This window comes from Acidiferrimicrobium sp. IK, assembly GCF_025499425.1.
Lineage (GTDB): Bacteria > Actinomycetota > Acidimicrobiia > Acidimicrobiales > Palsa-688 > Acidiferrimicrobium.
On sequence record NZ_JAIMCB010000006.1, the window covers coordinates 163,576 to 179,708 of the forward strand.

15 protein-coding genes are annotated in these 16,133 nt (G+C 71.6%); 10 read left to right on the forward strand and 5 right to left on the reverse strand.

Features of this window, described 5'->3' with window-relative positions; translation table 11 throughout:
* Positions 1-10: 10 nt before the first annotated feature.
* Positions 11-1,036, reverse strand: coding sequence for a class E sortase (locus tag K6U06_RS11985; protein WP_262322170.1), 1,026 nt, complete (start codon positions 1,034-1,036; stop codon positions 11-13).
* A 112-nt stretch (positions 1,037-1,148) separates the two neighbouring features.
* Between K6U06_RS11985 and K6U06_RS11990 the strand changes: the two genes are divergently transcribed.
* The 5 genes from K6U06_RS11990 (at position 1,149) to pstA (ending at position 5,657) form a co-directional block, all read left to right on the forward strand.
* Positions 1,149-1,610, forward strand: coding sequence for a SixA phosphatase family protein (locus K6U06_RS11990; RefSeq protein ID WP_262322171.1), 462 nt, complete (start codon positions 1,149-1,151; stop codon positions 1,608-1,610).
* A 123-nt stretch (positions 1,611-1,733) separates the two neighbouring features.
* The gene (locus K6U06_RS11995) at positions 1,734-2,189 is read left to right on the forward strand and encodes an RrF2 family transcriptional regulator (protein ID WP_262322172.1); all 456 of its coding nucleotides are present in this window, start codon (positions 1,734-1,736) and stop codon (positions 2,187-2,189) included.
* Positions 2,190-2,512: 323 nt separating this feature from the next.
* Positions 2,513-3,676, forward strand: coding sequence for a phosphate ABC transporter substrate-binding protein PstS (gene pstS, locus K6U06_RS12000; protein ID WP_262322173.1), 1,164 nt, complete (start codon positions 2,513-2,515; stop codon positions 3,674-3,676).
* 119 nt (positions 3,677-3,795) lie between these two features.
* Positions 3,796-4,806: a phosphate ABC transporter permease subunit PstC gene (gene pstC / locus K6U06_RS12005; protein ID WP_262322174.1), complete on the forward strand. Its 1,011-nt coding sequence runs from the start codon at positions 3,796-3,798 to the stop codon at positions 4,804-4,806.
* A complete protein-coding gene (pstA, locus tag K6U06_RS12010) occupies positions 4,806-5,657 on the forward strand; it encodes a phosphate ABC transporter permease PstA (protein WP_262322175.1) in 852 nt (283 codons plus the stop codon). Before pstC ends, pstA begins: the two co-directional genes overlap by 1 nt.
* 389 nt (positions 5,658-6,046) lie before the next feature.
* Here pstA and pstB read toward each other — a convergent pair whose 3' ends face one another.
* Positions 6,047-6,901 carry a phosphate ABC transporter ATP-binding protein PstB gene (pstB, locus tag K6U06_RS12015; protein WP_316044715.1) on the reverse strand — a complete coding sequence of 285 codons (855 nt, stop codon included), beginning with the start codon at positions 6,899-6,901 and terminating at the stop codon, positions 6,047-6,049.
* Between the two features lie 244 nt (positions 6,902-7,145).
* On the opposite strand from pstB, the gene K6U06_RS12020 reads away from it, so the two are divergent.
* Positions 7,146-8,375 carry an ATP-binding protein gene (locus K6U06_RS12020; RefSeq protein WP_262322176.1) on the forward strand — a complete coding sequence of 410 codons (1,230 nt, stop codon included), beginning with the start codon at positions 7,146-7,148 and terminating at the stop codon, positions 8,373-8,375.
* Complete coding sequence (locus K6U06_RS12025) at positions 8,368-9,081, forward strand: response regulator transcription factor (RefSeq protein WP_262322177.1); 714 nt, start codon at positions 8,368-8,370, stop codon at positions 9,079-9,081. Before K6U06_RS12020 ends, K6U06_RS12025 begins: the two co-directional genes overlap by 8 nt.
* Positions 9,082-9,115: 34 nt before the next feature.
* Here the strand turns inward: K6U06_RS12025 and K6U06_RS12030 are convergent, their stop codons facing one another.
* Positions 9,116-9,886 carry a hypothetical protein gene (locus K6U06_RS12030; RefSeq protein WP_262322178.1) on the reverse strand — a complete coding sequence of 257 codons (771 nt, stop codon included), beginning with the start codon at positions 9,884-9,886 and terminating at the stop codon, positions 9,116-9,118.
* A gap of 61 nt (positions 9,887-9,947) precedes the next feature.
* Between K6U06_RS12030 and K6U06_RS12035 the strand changes: the two genes are divergently transcribed.
* Together K6U06_RS12035 and K6U06_RS12040 are read left to right on the forward strand one after the other, a co-directional pair.
* Positions 9,948-11,741: an MFS transporter gene (locus K6U06_RS12035; protein WP_262322179.1), complete on the forward strand. Its 1,794-nt coding sequence runs from the start codon at positions 9,948-9,950 to the stop codon at positions 11,739-11,741.
* Entirely contained in the window at positions 11,738-12,322 is a 585-nt protein-coding gene (locus K6U06_RS12040; RefSeq protein WP_262322180.1) for a metallophosphoesterase family protein, read from the forward strand. The genes K6U06_RS12035 and K6U06_RS12040 overlap by 4 nt, the downstream gene beginning before the upstream one ends.
* Before the next feature lie 33 nt (positions 12,323-12,355).
* On the opposite strand, the gene K6U06_RS12045 is transcribed toward K6U06_RS12040, so the two are convergent.
* The gene (locus K6U06_RS12045; RefSeq protein WP_262322181.1) at positions 12,356-13,531 is read right to left on the reverse strand and encodes a zinc-dependent metalloprotease; all 1,176 of its coding nucleotides are present in this window, start codon (positions 13,529-13,531) and stop codon (positions 12,356-12,358) included.
* 70 nt (positions 13,532-13,601) lie between these two features.
* Here K6U06_RS12045 and K6U06_RS12050 point away from each other — a divergent pair, with 70 nt between their 5' ends.
* Positions 13,602-14,696 carry an NAD-dependent epimerase/dehydratase family protein gene (locus K6U06_RS12050; protein ID WP_262322182.1) on the forward strand — a complete coding sequence of 365 codons (1,095 nt, stop codon included), beginning with the start codon at positions 13,602-13,604 and terminating at the stop codon, positions 14,694-14,696.
* 51 nt (positions 14,697-14,747) lie between these two features.
* Here K6U06_RS12050 and K6U06_RS12055 read toward each other — a convergent pair whose 3' ends face one another.
* A complete protein-coding gene (locus K6U06_RS12055) occupies positions 14,748-16,106 on the reverse strand; it encodes a S1C family serine protease (protein WP_262322183.1) in 1,359 nt (452 codons plus the stop codon).
* Positions 16,107-16,133 lie beyond the last annotated feature (27 nt).

A 16,133-nucleotide genomic window follows, 5' to 3' on the forward strand; every position in this document is an offset into this window, starting at 1 on the left:
CGCCCGGCGGCTAGATGCTCTGGGGGAGCAGGCGCACCACGTTCTCGAAGCAGAACCAAAGCGGGATGCAGCACACGCCGATCCCGCCGACGAGCGCCCCGGCCCTCCGCCAGCGCCGGGTCCGGTTGACCGCGATTCGGGTGGCGACCCAGAGCACCACTACCGCCGCGCCGTAGAGCAGCGCCGGAGGCCACGCGGAGTGGGTGCCGGCGGTGAGCGTCGTCGGGACGGCTGCGGTGGTGGTGGAGCGCGCCGCGGGGGTGCCCCCGGAGGCGGAGGTCGGGGTGGTGACCGCGGGGGCCGGGGCGGGGGTGGCGACGGGCAGGCCGACCAGCTTGGCCTTGACGATCAAGCGGCTGGTCGCCGAGAACCTCGGGTTGCAGGTCGTGAGGGTCAAGGTGGGGGTCGGGGTGGGGTCGAGCACCGCCACGTCGCTGGGCGCCACCACCATCGGCGCTTGGTCGACCTGGTAGCGGAAGGTGTGGCCGGTCGTGTCGGTTAGGTAGACGTCGTCGCCGATGGTCAGCTCGTCGAGGCGGTAGAACGGCGCTCCGTAGGTGGTGCGGTGCCCGGCGATACCCACGTTGCCCGGCTGACCCGGGTACGGGGTGCCTTGGTAATGCCCTGGGCCGCGGCTGAGGCTCGACTCGTCGGTCCCGTCGACGACGTACTTGTCCAACCCCAGCTTGGGGATCACCAGGTGGTCGATGGCCCCCCCGGAGGGCGTGGCGATCGTCGGGGGACCGCCGACGGTCGGGTTGTCAGAACCGGGGGCCTTCGTGGTCGCCCCACCGGCCGGGGCCGGCACCGGGGCGTGGGAGTGCAGCTCGGTGGTGAAGCTCTTCTTCAACGCCGCCTGGTTGTGGGCCTCGGTCAGGTTGGTGCCGAAGAGCTGGTAGGCGACGAACAGCAACACGATGACGCCGGCGGTGATGAGCCCGAGCCCGACCTCGCGCACCGTGCGCCGAAACGGGCCGAGCGGCTGGAGGCTCCGGTGCGCCGCCACTGCGGGGACGGGCGGGGCGTCGGTGGTCACAACCCCCAGCGTAGAGGGGTGCACGCAGCGGGGCGGCTCACCGCTTCGCCGTTGCGAGCCGAGCCGCGGCCGGAATGAATGGCCCCCCCCGAAAGCCTGCCAGACTGTAGGAGTGCCGGTGCTCCTCATCCGCCATGCTCACGCCGGTTCCCGCAAGGACTGGGACGGCGCCGACCGCGACCGGCCGCTGTCTCCCAAAGGACGCCAGCAGGCCGACGCCCTCGTCGGGCTTCTAGAGGTGTTCGCCCCCCAACGGGTACTGAGCAGCCCTTACGTGCGCTGCGTCGAGACCGTGACCCCTCTGGCCCGGAACCTGAACCTCCCCGTCGAGGCGGCTCCCGCTCTGGCGGAGGGTGGTGGGAGCGAAGCGCTCAGCCTGGTCCGCTCCCTGGCCGACGACAAGGTCGCCATGTGCACCCACGGGGACGTCATCCCCGAGGTGCTGGTCGCGCTGGCCGACGAGGACCGGTTGGACCTGGGGCTGCGGCCCCGGCAGGCGAAGGGGTCGGTGTGGGTCCTCGAAGCCCACGGCGGGAAGTTCGTGCGAGCCACCTACCTGGCGCCGAAGATCTGAGCGCCCAGGTTCCGTCTGAGTGGCCAGGGTCCGTCTGAGTGGCCAGGGTCCGTCTGGGCGGCGTCGGTCTAATGGCTGAGGGCGAGCCGCAGCCGGGCCGGCCCGGGTGCTAAGGATGACCTCGTGCAGATCTCGGCCAAGGCGGACTACGCGGCCCGGGCTCTAATCGAGCTGGCCGACGCGGGCGGCGGCCCGGTGAAAGGCGAGCGGCTGGCCAGCAGCCAGGGCATCCCCCCCAAGTTCCTCGAGAGCATCCTCGCCCAGTTGCGCCAGCAAGGGATCCTCGCCAGCCGCCGCGGGGCGGACGGCGGCTACTGGCTGGCTCGTCCCGCGGAGCGCATCACCCTGGCCGACGTGATGCGCGCCACCGACGGGCCGCTTGCCAGCGTTCACGGCTACCGGCCCGAAGACGTCAGCTACAAGGGCAGCGCGATCCGGCTTTCGGAGGTGTGGCTGGCGCTGCGGGCCAGCCTCCGCAGCGTCTTGGAGAACGTCACGATCGCCGACCTGGCCCGGGGGCCGCTCCCCGAGGCGGTCACCCAGATGCTGGCGCAGCCCGGCGCACGCGAGTCGCGCTGACCCGTCGAGCCGTCGCGCTGGGCGCGGCGGCCGCAGCTCCCGGACGGTGTGCTCGGTGGCAGCGTGCCCGCTGGCAGCGCGCGAGCATTGTCATCTGGTGTCCGCTTCGCTAACAGCGACCGAGAAGTTCTGCTCCTAACCAGTCCTGGTTCGCCGTCCGTACACCTCCCGTTTACCCCGGCTCACTACGTTGACCGCCGGTTGAGCCCGACGCATATCGATGCCCGATGCCCCCAAGAGGCGGTCGTTGTGCGGACCGGAGCCGGCCATCACCGCCACCGGGCCGAACGGTCCTGGGTGCTTTCCCTTTCTTGGAGGTCGTAGTGAAACGTCCGATTGCCCTGGCCTTTGTGTCCGTGTCGGCGCTGGCCATCGCCGCGTGCGGGAGCTCATCGTCCTCGAGCACCAGCCCCACGACCGCAGCCGCCCCCGGAGGGACCGCCGGTTCCTCCGCGACCACGGCCCAGTCCGGCGGGACGAACATGAACACCGGCAACCCCAGCTCCCCGGTGACGCTGACCGAGTCAGGATCCAGCCTGGAGTTCCCCTACCTCCAGGTCCTCGCAGACCCGCTGCACTCGGCTTACTCCAACATCACCTTGGCGCCCGCGGCGGGCGGCTCCGGCAAGGGTATCTCCGACGCCACCGCCGGGACCACCGACCTCGGCGGCTCCGACGCCTACCTGTCGTCGGGTCAGCTGGCCGCCAACACCGCGTTGATGAACATCCCGATCGTCGTCTCGTCCCAGGCCGTGGACTACAACATCCCCGGCGTCAAGACGTCGCTCAAGCTCACCGGGGATGTCCTGGCCCAGATCTACATGGGCAAGATCACCAAGTGGAACGATCCTGCGATCGCCTCGCTCAACACCGGCGTGACGCTGCCTTCGACCACGATCGTGCCGGTCCGGCGCGTCGACTCGTCTGGTGACACGTTCATCTTCACCAGCTTCTTGTCGAAGACCAACTCGGCGTGGAACTCCGGTCCTGCGTTCGGCACCACCGTCACCTGGCCGGCCGCCCCCGGCGAGCTGACCGCCAACGGCAACCCCGGCATGGTCCAGACCTGCTCGTCGACGCCGGGCTGCATTGCCTACGTCGGCATCAGCTCGCAGGCCCAGGCGACCTCCGCGGGCCTCGGCGAGGCGCTGTTGCAAAACCAGGCCGGCCAGTTCGTGAGCCCGACCCAGGCCAACGTCACCTCAGCGGTCAACAACTCGACGTCGAACGTCCCCGACAACCTGGCTGCGTCGCTCATCTACGCCGCCGGCGCCACCTCGTACCCGATCGTCAACTTCGAGTACCTAGTCGTGAAGTCGACGCAGTCGGACGCCAACAAGGCGAAAGCCATCCGTACCTTCCTGGCGTTCGCCATCGACCCGAGCCAAGGCTCGACGCCGGCCAACCTGGCCAAGGAGCAGTTCGTGGCCCTTCCGTCCTCGGTGATCCCGAAGGTCCAGGCGGCGATCGCCAAGATCGGGTCCTGATCAGCTAGAACACCACGTGGGTGCCCGGCGTCCCGTCGCCGGGCACCCACGTTCTCCAAGCGAGGTTGCCAGTGGCCGTCACATCCGTCCGTCCCGAGCGGATCCGTTCGAAGCGTTCGATGGCGCGGGCGCGCGCCCGCGCCGAGCTCACGCCCCGGGACCGGGTGATCAAGTTCGTTCTCGGGGCGGCGGCGGTCGTCCCGGTGGCCGCCCTCGGCTTCCTCGCCTACGAGATGTTCAAGGAGGCGTACCCCTCGATCGTCTTCAACGGCGGGAAGTTCTTCACCACCAAGACCTTCACCATCGGGAACCTCTACAGCACCGGGGTCGAGGTCCGACACGGCTACAAGGCCGCGAAGGGCGCGTCGTTCGGGATCTTGCCGCTGATCTTCGGCACCCTCGTGTCGTCGCTCATCGCCTTGGTTTTCGCGCTGCCCGTCTCGGTGCTCGGAGCGATCCTCCTCGTGGAGCGGGTCCCGCGCCGCTTCGAGGCGCCGCTCGGCGTGTTCCTCGAGCTGCTCGCCGGCGTGCCGAGCGTCGTGTTCGGGCTTTGGGGTGTCTACACGTTCGGGCCTTTCTTCGCCCGCGACGTCTACCGGTACGTGGCCGACCTGCACATCCCGTGGCTGACCGGCGCGGTCGGTTCGGGCCAGGGGCTGCTCACCTCGTCGCTGGTGCTGGCGATCATGATCATCCCGATCGTCGCCGCCACCACCCGGGAGCTGGTCCGGTCGGTGCCGGCCTTGAGCAAAGAGGGCGCCACCGCCCTCGGCCTGACCCGCTCGGAGTCGGTGCGGCTGGTGACCCTCCCGTTCATCAGGACCGGGATCATCGCGGCCGCACTGCTCGGGTGGGGTCGTGCGCTCGGCGAGACGATCGCCGTGCTGTTGATCAGCGGCAACTTCTTGAACGCCTACCCGAAGAGCATCTTCGCCCCGTTCTCCACGATGGCGTCGACGATCGCCGCGCTCCTCGACGGCGCGCTCACCGACTCGACGGGCATGGCGATCCACGCCCTGGCCGAGGTCGGCTTGGTCCTCCTCGGCATCACGCTCCTCACCAACTTCGCCGGGCGCCTCGTCGGCCGGCGCCTGAGCGGGCCGGGCCTCCCGGTCGGAAGGGGCGTGTGATGCGGGCCCGAGGGATCCGTGACCTGATCTTCTGGGGCTTGTGCGCCCTGGCGTTCGTGCTCATCGTCGCCCCCGCCATGAGCGTGATCATCAGCGTGTTCCACCAGGCCGCGCCGGCGTTCGGCTGGTCGCTTTTCACCAAACCGACCCACGGGGATCACGGCGGTCTGAGCAACGCGATAGTCGGGACGCTGCTGTTGCTGCTCGGCGTCTTGGTGGTCGCGGGGACCATCGGCGTGGCCGCGGGGATCTACCTGGCCGAGTTCGCCGGACCGCGCCTCGGCGGGATCCTCCGGTTCTTCTCCGAGGTCCTCGCCGGCATGCCCTCGATCGTCATCGGCTACGTCGGGTACATCGCGCTGGTCGTCGAGTTCCACTGGGGTTACTCACTGCTCGCCGGGCTGCTCGCCTTGTCGGTCCTGGTCCTCCCCTACGTCGTGAAGACGACAGAAGTGGCCCTCAGGCAGGTACCGACAACCCTGCGGGAGGCGTCGGCCGGCCTCGGCCTGCCCCGGGGGCGCACGGTGGCGCGGATCCTGCTTCCGCCGGCCATCCCCGGGATCGTCAGCGGCCTGATCGTGGCGCTGGCGATCTCCACCGGCGAGACCGCCCCGCTGCTGTTCACTGCCGGCTTCCTCGACGGCCACAACCCGGGTTTGAACCTGTTCCACCACCAGGTGCCGTACCTGACCTACGTGACCTTCACCGACACCTCCCTGCCCGGCCAGAGCGCCCACCAGCTCGCTGCCGCCGCCGGTGCGGTCACCTTGATCATCCTCATCGTGCTCATCGCGTTGGGTCGTGTCGTCGCCGGGCGGGCTCGCAAGCAGACGGAGCGGATGTCTCTTTAGCCGGCCTGGTGGTGGGCCTGCTGGGTCTCGTATCGCCGGTCTGGCGGCTAGCAAGACGGAGCGGATGGCGAGCTGGCCCGACACCCGCCGTGGCGACGCGACCGCCGGCGGGCCGTGTCGTCGACGGCGGGCTCGCACACGGTTTGTCAGGCACACGGTTTGTCAGGCACACGGTCTGTCAGGCACACGGCCTGTCAGGCACACGGTCTGTCAGGCTACGGGCTCCCAGCGAGCGCGAACGCCTAGGGCTCCCAGCCAGGAGAGCGTGAAGCGGTCGTCCACGCGGTCGAAGACCACATCTGCCAAAAAGACCGAGCTGTCCGCCGGGCCCGCAAAGCGTCGCTGGGGCCCCCGGCACGGGGATGGCGGCGTCTGCGAGACGCCGCCGCTCAGCCGAAGCGGCCGGTTACGTAGTCGAGGGTCCGCTGATCGGCGGGGGAGTCGAACATCTTGCGGGTCGGGGCGACCTCGACCAAGACGCCGCCTTCCTTGCCCTCGGTGGTGAAGAACGCGGTCGTGTCCGACACCCGGGCGGCCTGCTGCAGGTTGTGGGTGACGATGATGATGGTGAACTGCTCCTTCAAGTTGACCATCAGCTCCTCGATCCGCAGCGTGGCAATCGGATCGAGGGCGGAGCACGGTTCGTCCATGAGGATGACGTCAGGCTTGACCGCGATGGCCCGGGCGATGCAGAGCCGCTGCTGCTGGCCGCCGGACAGCTCGAACGCGCTCTGCTTCAGCTTGTCTTTGACCTCGTCCCACAGGGCCGCCTGCCGCAGTGCGCCCTCGACGACCTCGGCGAGGTCCTTTTTGGGCACTCCGTTCGCCCGAGGGGTGAAAGCCACATTTTCGAAGATCGACTTCGGGAACGGGTTCGGCTTTTGGAAGACCATCCCGACCTTGCGCCGCAACTCGATCGGCTTCACCGTCGGCGCCTGTACATCCTGGCCGTGGTAGCGGATCGTGCCGTCGACTCTGGTGCCCGCGACCAGGTCGTTCATCCGGTTGAGACAACGCAGGAGGGTGGTCTTGCCGCACCCCGACGGGCCGATGAGCGCGGTGATCTCCTGGGCGTGCATCTGCATGGTCACGCCCCGAATCGCCCGGTACGACCCGTAGTAGACCGCCACGTCGTCGAGGTCGTAGACCACGTCTCGCAGCGGTCCCGAGCCGTCGTCCGGCACGGTCACGGCATCTTCTGCCGGCGCCGTGTTGCCGGTCCGGACCATGGCGTCGTTGCTCATACCCCGATGATGGCAAGCCAGCAGATCGTTCCGCTACCAGGTCCGGTACCTTTCCAGAACGTTCACCTTCAGTTCACCTAAAAGATGTGGTGCCGTAAGGGTCGACACGCCTATGGCCCCTACCGTGGTGCGGACGCGAGAGAGCCGGAGTGCAACGAACGTGCAAGATGATCCAGCCAGCCAGGTGGCGGTCGAACCGCCGCATGCTGGATTCCGCAAGCCGAGGCTCCGCCGGAGGGACGTCGTGAGGAAGGCCGAGAAGGCATCGCCGGAGGCGGGCACCAAGCGCACGCCGGGCGCTGAGACCGGTGCCGGTGACGGCGCTGGGATCAACCCGGCGGAACAAATCGACCGGCTCCAGGCCACCCTCGACCACCTCATCGAAGGCGTGATCGTCTGCGACGAGCAGGGACGGCCGGTGTATCGCAACGCGGCCGCAGCCGAGTTCGTCGGCAGTCGCTTCGGGGGTCCGGTCGCGGCCAGCGCCATCGACGAGTACCTCGGAACCGCCCGGCGCGGCCGCCAGGTCGAGCAGCTGCTGGAGCTGTTCTCGCCGACCCGGCGGACCCTGTCGATCAGGGCGTTCCCGCTCCACGGCGGGGTCGACCAGGGCATCGGGGCGGTCGCGATCGTCGAGGACGTCTCCGACCGCCAGCGCGTCGACGCCATCCGCCGGGACTTCGTCGCCAACGTCAGCCACGAGCTGAAGACCCCGGTCGGCGCGTTGAGCCTCCTCGCCGAGACCCTCGACGGCGAGGACGACCCCGACGTCGTCACTCGACTTTCATCGCGGCTGTCGACCGAGGCGGACCGCCTCGCCCGCATCATCGACGACCTGCTCGACCTGTCGCGGATCGAGGCCAACGAGGCCCCGGTGCTCGAGTCCGTGCCCGTCGCCGCCGTCTTGGCCCAGGCGGTCGAGGGCCTTCGTCCGATGGCCGACGCCAGCCGCATCGACGTCGCGCTGTGCGACACCGACCCGGCCCTCGAGCTGTACTGCGACCGGTGGGAGATGGTCTCCGCGGTGGCCAACCTGGTCGACAACGCCATCAAGTACTCCGAGCCGGGCGGACGTGTGGACGTCGGCGCCCACGCCGCCGCTGACCCCGTCGACGGGACGCCTGTCGTCGAGGTCTCCGTCGCCGACCGCGGCATCGGGATCCCCAAACGGGACCTGGAGCGGATCTTCGAGCGGTTCTACCGGGTCGACCGGGCCCGGTCGCGCACCACCGGCGGCACCGGCCTCGGGCTCTCCATCGTCCGTCACGTGGTCTCCAACCACGGCGGCACCATCCGGGTGGAGTCGAGCGAGGGGGTCGGGTCGACCTTCACGCTGGTCCTGCCGACGTCGGCTCGGCGCAACGGCGTGCCGGTCCCCGACGCCAGCCGGAGTCCCGCCGAGGCGAGCGAGGCTCCCGGCGATCCCAGCACCCCGGGCGGAGACGCCGAGCGAGGAGACACCAACCGTGGCTGATCCGCCTACCGTGCTCGTAGTCGAAGACGAGGAGTCCTTCGTCGAGGCGCTCGTCGTCGGCTTGAAGCGTGAGGGCTTTCTGGTCAAGGTGGCCCGCGACGGCGTCGAGGGCCTCGAGATGTTCGAGCAGGTCCGGCCGGACTTGATCCTCCTCGACGTGTGGCTGCCCCGCCTGTCGGGCATCGACGTGTGCCGGGAGATCCGCACCCGGTCGTCGCGGGTGCCGATCATCATGGTCACCGCCAAGAGCAGCGAGATCGACACCGTGGTCGGCTTGGAGGTCGGCGCCGACGACTACGTCACCAAGCCCTACCGGTTGCGGGAGCTGGTGGCCAGGATGCGCGCCGTGCTGCGCCGGGTCCCGGGGGACGCGGCGGCCGCCGGCGGCGGCGAGGTGATCGAGGTCGGCGACCTGCGCCTCGACCCGGAGCGCCACGAGGTGCACCTCGGCGGGGCGCTGGTGACCTTGCCGCTAAAGGAGTTCGAGCTGCTCGAGCTGTTGATGAGCAACGCCGGCCGGGTCTTGACGAGAGAGACGCTCATCGACCGGGTCTGGGGTCCGCACTATGTAGGCGACACCAAGACCCTCGACGTCCACGTGAAGCGGTTGCGGGCCAAGATCGAGGACGACCCGGGCCGCCCGGCGCGGATCACCACGATCCGGGGCCTGGGCTACAAGTTCGAGGGCGTGCGGGTCCCGACCTGAGCGGGCCTGGCGCGCCGGCGCCGGGGTGAGCTCGTCAGCGGGTGAGGCGGAACCGGCCCCGGTGGCGGGTGGCGCTGGCCGGAAGGATGTCGTCATCGGAGGGCTGCCAGGAGCGGATCGCGGGATGAGCCGCCGGCGCCGCGGGCTGCGGAGGGACGGCCGCGGGACGGGCCGCGGCGGCGGAGGGGAGCTCCGGCTGCCTCAGCGCAGGGGAGGGCCGCCGCCCGGCGGTCTGAGCGGCAGGTGCCGGCGGTGCCGGCGCGGCGGCGGAGGGCGCCGCTGCGGGAACGGCCGGGGGGGCCGGCGGGGTCAGCGGCGAGGCGACCGCCAAGGGCTGGGTCCGGGCCGCGGGGAGGCTGACCTCGCCGATCCCGGCGGGGGCCGACCCGAACTGCCCGCTGACCCGCAGGCGTCCGGCGTCGATGGCGCGGTCTTCGACCGTCGCGGTAGCGACCGAGAGCAGCGCCTGCGCCCCCGGTGACGGCAGGCGAGGAGCCGGGGTCGGGCCGCTCGCCGGCGGCGGGGTGAGCGCGGAGGAGCCGCTGCGCGGCTGGGGGAGCGGGGTGGGCGGAATGGGAGCAGGCTGGCTCGGCGCGCTGAACGGGGCGCCGAGGCCGCTGGAGGAGGCGTCGGCGGCCTCGCGCCCGAAGATGGCCGCGTCGCTGTCGGCGTCGACCCCGCCGGCGGCCTCCGCCGCTCGGGCGGCGTCGGCCAACGTCGCCTCGAGCAGGCTGCGGTCGAATGGACGCGGGGTTCGGGTGGTCCCGTCGGCGGGGGCGGAAGGTGCCGGAGACGGATCTGCCATGAGTATTCTTCGGCATCTCGGCGCCGGGCCTTAGCGATTCGCCGCGTACGCTGGTGCGGTCATGGTCATGCCGTCATCCCCGCCGGCACCGGCGTCCACCAGGTGGCGCCGGCTGATCACCTTGCCGCTGCGAGTCGGACCCTACGAGGGGCGCCTCAGCGCGACCCCGTTCCTGCGGCTCGCTCTCCTTCACGCCTGCTCGTCTGTTGGTGATGCCCTGGTGACCGTCGCCCTCGCCGGCTCGGTGTTCGTCAGCGTGTCGCTCAGCGCCGCTCGGGGCCGAACCGCGCTGGGTCTGGTCTGCACCGTGCTGCCGTTCATCGTGGTCGGACCGCTGCTCGGGCCCCGCATCGATCGGATGCGCGGCGGTCACCGGGCCGTGGCTGCCCTGTCGTGCCTGGGTCGGGCCGGGGCGTGCCTGGCGATGGCTCACGTGATCACGTCGCTGCTGCTGTTCCCCGCGGCCTTCTTCAGCCTGGTGTGCTCGAAGACCTACCTGGTAGCCAAAGCGTCGCTGGTCCCCGGCGCGGTGTCTAGCGACGACGACCTGGTCACCGCCAACTCGCGCCTGGCGGTCGGGTCCTCGGTGGTCACGTCGATCGCCGCGGTGATAGGCGCCGGTATCTATCGGCTGCTCGGCTCGGGGGCGGTCCTCTACCTCGACGTGGCGGTCTTGCTGGCCGGTGCGGTGCTGGCCCTCGGGGTGCGACCCGCTCGTCCCCGCCCGCTCGGTTTGCGGGTCAGCGCCGGGATCGGACGTCCCGATCCGCTGGCGGACCCCGCCCGCGCCGACCACGACAGCTCCGCCGAAGCGGTTGCGTCCCGCCGGTCGTTGCCGCCCGGCGGTCTGCTGGCGGCCGCGCTCACCATGGCCAGCATGCGGGCGGTGGCCGGCCTGATGATCGCGCTGGTGATCTTCGCGTTCCGTCGCGACGGGGCGCCGCTCATCTGGTACGGCCTGGTGGGGGTGGCGAGCGTCGGAGGCAACCTGGGTGGCGCCGCGATCGCCCCGGTGCTGCGAGCCCGGGTCCGAGAAGAACGCCTGATCCTCGGGTGCTCGGTGGCGATCGGCGTGCTGGCGCTGGGCCTGATCGAGGTGTCGGTGATGCACCGGCGGCCCGCGGCGCTGCTGCTCGGCGCCGGCGTCGGGGTCGGCGCCAGCGTGGCCAAGCTGGCCTTCGACGCCCTCGTGCAGCGAGAGGTGCCCGACGGTCGGCGGGCTCATCGCTTCGCCATGTACGAGACCGGCTTCCAGCTGGCGTGGGTCCTCGCCGCGCTGATCCCGGTGGTCATCCCTCTGTCGCTCGGCGCCGGGTTCGCGATCGTGGCGGTGTGCACCGTCGGCGGCGCCGCCGAGTTCAAGTGGGGCGTCGCCCGAGCCAAGCGGGGCGCGCTCCCGGCGTGGTGGCCTGACTCCCGGCTTCACCCCCAGGACCAAGACCGGGAAGGCGGACGGCTCCGGCCCGCGGCCGGGAGCGCGACGCCGGCTGGACCCGAGGGCGAGACTCAAGGCCCGCCGCCCGCGGTGACCGAGCAGCAATCGGCCGTCGCGGCCGTCGCGGCGACGCCCGCCGCCCCGACCGCGGTCGGCGCCTCGCCTGCTCCTGGGTGGGCGGCCATCGCGCCCGCCACCGCTCCCGGGCCCGGGCCGGGCGGCTCGATCGGCGCGGTCCCGGTCGGCCCCGCGGCGGCCGCCGAGCGAGACGCCGAAGGCACCCGGCAGATGACCGGGCCTGGGATGACCGCTCCGGTCGAGCGGGTGCCCGCATCGCTCGCCCCCGGCGCGGACCGCACCGACCAGTACCCGGCGTTCGGGGAGCCCCGCAGACGCTGGCACCGCCGCCGTTCGCGGTGACCGCCGACCCTGCTGCCGCCACGGTCGGTCCGGTCCCGGCCGACTGCCGGGTCGTGGTCGTCGCCGACACCCACCTCGAGACGTCCCGCGCCGGATCGGCCCGGGCCCGCAGCCGGGTGGGCAACCCGGTCCGGGGGAGGGGCCTGCCCGACGCCGCCCGCCGGCGGCTGGCCGCGGCCGACGCCATCTTGCACGCCGGCGATCTGCTCGACGAGGGGGTTCTCGAGGAGCTGGCGGCGATCGCCCCGACATGGGCGGTGCTCGGCAACAACGACCGGACCCTGATCGGGGTGTTGCCGGCGACGAGGATCGTCGAGCTCGGCGGGGTGTCGATCGGGATGATCCACGACTCGGGTCCTTCCCGGGGCCGGGCGGCCCGGCTCCGCCGCCGTTTCCCGACCTCGGACGTGGTGGTCTTCGGCCACAGCCACGCCCCTTGCGACGAGGTCGGCGTCGACGGCCAGCGTCTGTTCAACCCGGGGTCAGCGACGCAGCGGCGGGCCCAGCCCCATCACACCCTCGGCGAGCTCGACCTTCGCGACGGTCGGGTCGTCGGCCACCGCATCATCGACTTGGACTGAGCGTTACGCCGTCCCGCTGCCGGCCCCTGGCGCTCAGTCGCTCGGCAGGTCGATCCGGGCCAGCCACAGGCCCGGAGCGGCGAGCTCGGCGGGGGTGGGGAGCTCGGCTGCGGAGTGCCACAGCCGGCGCAGGCCGTCCTCACCGGCGCGCTCCAAGATCCCGGTGACGAACGACTGTCCCTGGTCGTAGCCGGCGGCGTCCAGCTCGACGCCGAAGAGCTGACCGAGGATCCGGGTGCCGGGGTGCTCCTCGAGCCGCCGGCGGCGCAGCGCCTCGGTCAGCGGACCGTATCCCCCGACCAGGCGACGGCCCACCGAGTCCATGACGTGATCGACGTAGCCGCTCAGGGCGCTCAGCAACGCCCGCAACGGGACCTGCAGCCGGCGTTGCTCGTCGGTCTGCATCTCGCCGAGCAGGGCGCTTGGGTCCCCGAACATGGACTGCATGGCTTGCATGTCGGTGGGGTCGAACTGCCCGAGGCGCTCCTCGAGGGCCCGGGGGTCGGGTTCGAAGGCGTCGACATAGCCCCGGATCATCTCGTCTAGACGGGCCCGGACGTGGGGGCGGCCGAGCACCGCGTGGTTGGTCACCTCCCGGAGGCAAACCCACATCCGCACGTCGTCGGGGGAGAGGCTCCACTCCGACGCGAAGGTGTCGATGGTCGCCGGAACGAAGAGCAGCTCGTCGGCGGGCGGGCGGGGCATCGGCAGGTCGTACTGGCCGAGGGCCCGCTGGGCGAGCTGGCCGACCATCGACCCGGCCTGCATCCCGAACAGGAACGGGCCGAGCACCTGCGGCAGGTTGCCGAGCAGCTGGCTCATCGGGTCGGGCGGCGGGGGGGTGTCGGCGGGGGCGGCGGTGTCGACCATCGACCCGGCTAGCGCCTCGAGCAGCGGCCGCCACGCCTCGAGGGAGCGCAACGCCCACTCGCTGCGGGTCACCGACCGGGCGGTGATCATCCCGTGCTGCGACACCTCGAGGCCGGTGGCCTCCGCGATGTGCATCTCCGCTACTCGGAGCAGCTCTTCGAGTCGGACTCGGGCCAGCGGATCGGGGTTGGCCTCGGTCTCCCCTCCGGTCGCGGTCCACGACGCCAGCTGGCGGGCGATGTCCCAGTTGACCGGGCCTTGAGAGGTCAGCATCTGAGCCAGGTTGCGCATCAGGTCCTCGAACGGACCCCCTGCGCCGAAAGGACCAATCTCACTCATCGACAGCCTCCTGCTCGGGCCCCGCACCGGGCACTCGCAGCGGAGCAGCGCATTGAGGCATCGTAGAGCGGTGGACACCATTGTCGTCACCGGGATCGCCGGCTCGCTCGGACGCCGGGTCGCAGCCCGCCTGGCGAAGGCTGGGTCCGCCTACCGGGTGGTTGGAGTGGACGCCCGGGAGGAGCCGTCGCTGCCCGCCACGATCGAAACCCACCGGCTGGATCTGGCCGCGACCGGCGCCCGCGGGGCGCGCGCGGTGGAGGAGCTGACCGCGATCGTGGCCGGCGCCGACGTGGTGGTGCACTTGGCGTGGCAGACCTCCGACGTGCTCGACGGGGCCCCTGACGCCGACGAGCACCACATGGCCGAGGCCAACCGGGTGGGGTTGGCCCGGGTGCTCGACGCGGTGTCGGGGTCCCCGGTGCGGACCTTGGTGCACCTCTCCAGCGCGACCGTCTACGGCGCCTGGGCTGACAACCCCGTCCCTCTCACCGAGGACAGCGCGCTTCGACCCAACCCGGAGTTCGCCTTCGCGGTCGGGAAAGCCGACGCGGAGCGGGTGGTGGCGGACTGGGCTGTCGACCACCCCGACGTGGCGGTGGCGGTCCTGCGCCCGGCGGTGACCGTCGGCTCCCCGGAACGCCCCCTGTACCTGGCGCTCGGCGGGACCCGGGTGCCCGCCGCCGGCGACGGCGGCCGTCCGGTGCAGTACCTGCACGTAGACGACCTGGCCGCCGCGGTGGTGGTCACCGCCGAGCAGGGGCTGCGAGGCGTCTTCAACGTGGCTCCCGACACCGGGATCCCCGAGGGCGTAGCCCGGTCGCTGGCCGGCGGAGTGGCCAAGCTGACGCTGCCGGCCCGCATCACCCGGCCGGTGGCGTCTTGGGGGTGGCGGCGGTGGCGTCGAGGGGTGCCCCGGGAGGCGCGGGCCTACACCGTCCATCCGTGGGTGATCGCCCCCGACCGGATGAAGGCGGCTGGATGGGTACCCCAGTACACGTCGGAGGAGGCTCTGGTGGCCACCGACGACCGGCCCCACTTCGACGACCTGCCCCCCGGCCGCCGGCAGAACCTGACGTTGCTGGCTGCCGGGGCGTCAGTCGCCGGCGCGGCGGCGGCCGCTGTCGGCGGGGTGTGGGCGCTACGGGCTCGCCGCCGGCGCTGAGCGCCACCCGCCCGGTCAGGTCACAGGCAGGCGCAGGTCAGCTGGTGCCGGTCAGGGGCTGCCGATGTCGGCGGGCTGCTCGGCGATACGAACCGAGGCGGTCCCCGACTTGGTGCCCTCCCGGTAGCCGACGGTGGCGACGGCGCCCGGCTCGCACCGGTTCAACAGCGCGGTCAGCTCCCCGCTGGAGGTGACGAGCTGGCCGTCGAAGCTGGTCACCACGTCCTGCGCCCGGAGGTGGGCTCGGGCCAGAGGGCTGCCCGGAGCGATGCTGATCAGTTCGGCCCCGCCGCTGACACCCATACGCGACGCGGACGCGCTGTCGAGGTCGGCGCTTTCGACCACGCCCAGCCACGGGTGGGTGACAGGCTTGGCGGCCAACATCTGGGCGGCCACGTGCTGCGCGACGTCGATCGGCACCGCGAAGCTCAGCCCGTCGTCTTGCGGGTTCGACGAGGTGGCCGACGTGGCGATGGCCACCACCTGACCCTTGTCGTCGACGACCGCCCCGCCGGCGTCGGCCTGAGGCACCGACGCGCTGAGGGCGAGCAGGCCGGAGAGGGACACGGACGTGGTCGGATCGGCGACCGTGCGGTCCAGGCTGCTGACCGACCCGGGCACCGCGGCGGCCATGTAGGACGCCCGGGCGCCGATGGCCATCACCTGGTCGGCCTCGTGAACCTGGCCGACGGTGCCCACGTCGGGTGCCGAGTGGCTGGACCCGTAGACCCACAAAACGGCGAGCCCGGTCTTGTCGTCGCGGTTGACCAGCGAAGCCCGGACCGGGGTGCTGCCGTTGAACGTGACGCTGATCGTCCCCGGCTCGTCGACCAGCCCGGCGTCGGTCAGCAGATAGGTGCGGTCGCCGGCGACCTCGTACACGACGCCGGAGCCGACCCGGGGGCCTCCGTCGGCGTCGACGCTCACCGAGGCCACCGAGTACGACACCGCGTCGACGAGGGTGGCCCAGCCCGGAGCCGACGCCAGGGGCACCGACGCCAGGGTGTTGGGGGTCATCGCCCGGACCTCGGGAGCCACGACGGTGGTCGTCCGGCTCTCGAAGTTGCCGACCACCACTCCCACCCCGGACGCCACCAGCGCGCCGATCACCCCGGCGAGGAGGGCGATGGTCCAGGTGCGGGCCACCCCCGGGCGGCTCAGGGGCGCGAGGGTGACGGGGTTGGGTCCGGTGGGGTGATCCCGCAGCTCCGACGGGTGCCGCCAGAGGCGATCGTCGGGCGGGAGGTAGGCGAAAAGAGGCCGGTCCTCGTCCGGGCTCTCGTCGGGTTCCACGCCTGTCGACACTATCGGCGGGTCCTCGCCGGCTGGCATCGCCCACCGCCCGCCCGGCGCTGCGGCCGGGGCCCGAAACCGTCCGATCGGCGCCGCCGCGCCCACCGTGTCGGACATGTCACGCCCGGTCGGCCACGCGGCGGC

Coding starts and splice junctions, on each gene's coding strand:
- pstC (WP_262322174.1), top strand. CDS start 3,796: ATGGCGCGGGCGCGCGCCCGCGCCGAGCTCACGCCCCGGGACCGGGTG.
- pstA (WP_262322175.1), top strand. CDS start 4,806: ATGCGGGCCCGAGGGATCCGTGACCTGATCTTCTGGGGCTTGTGCGCC.
- pstB (WP_316044715.1), bottom strand. CDS start 6,901: ATGAGCAACGACGCCATGGTCCGGACCGGCAACACGGCGCCGGCAGAA.
- K6U06_RS12030 (WP_262322178.1), bottom strand. CDS start 9,886: ATGGCAGATCCGTCTCCGGCACCTTCCGCCCCCGCCGACGGGACCACC.
- K6U06_RS12035 (WP_262322179.1), top strand. CDS start 9,948: ATGGTCATGCCGTCATCCCCGCCGGCACCGGCGTCCACCAGGTGGCGC.
- K6U06_RS12045 (WP_262322181.1), bottom strand. CDS start 13,531: ATGAGTGAGATTGGTCCTTTCGGCGCAGGGGGTCCGTTCGAGGACCTG.
- K6U06_RS12055 (WP_262322183.1), bottom strand. CDS start 16,106: ATGTCCGACACGGTGGGCGCGGCGGCGCCGATCGGACGGTTTCGGGCC.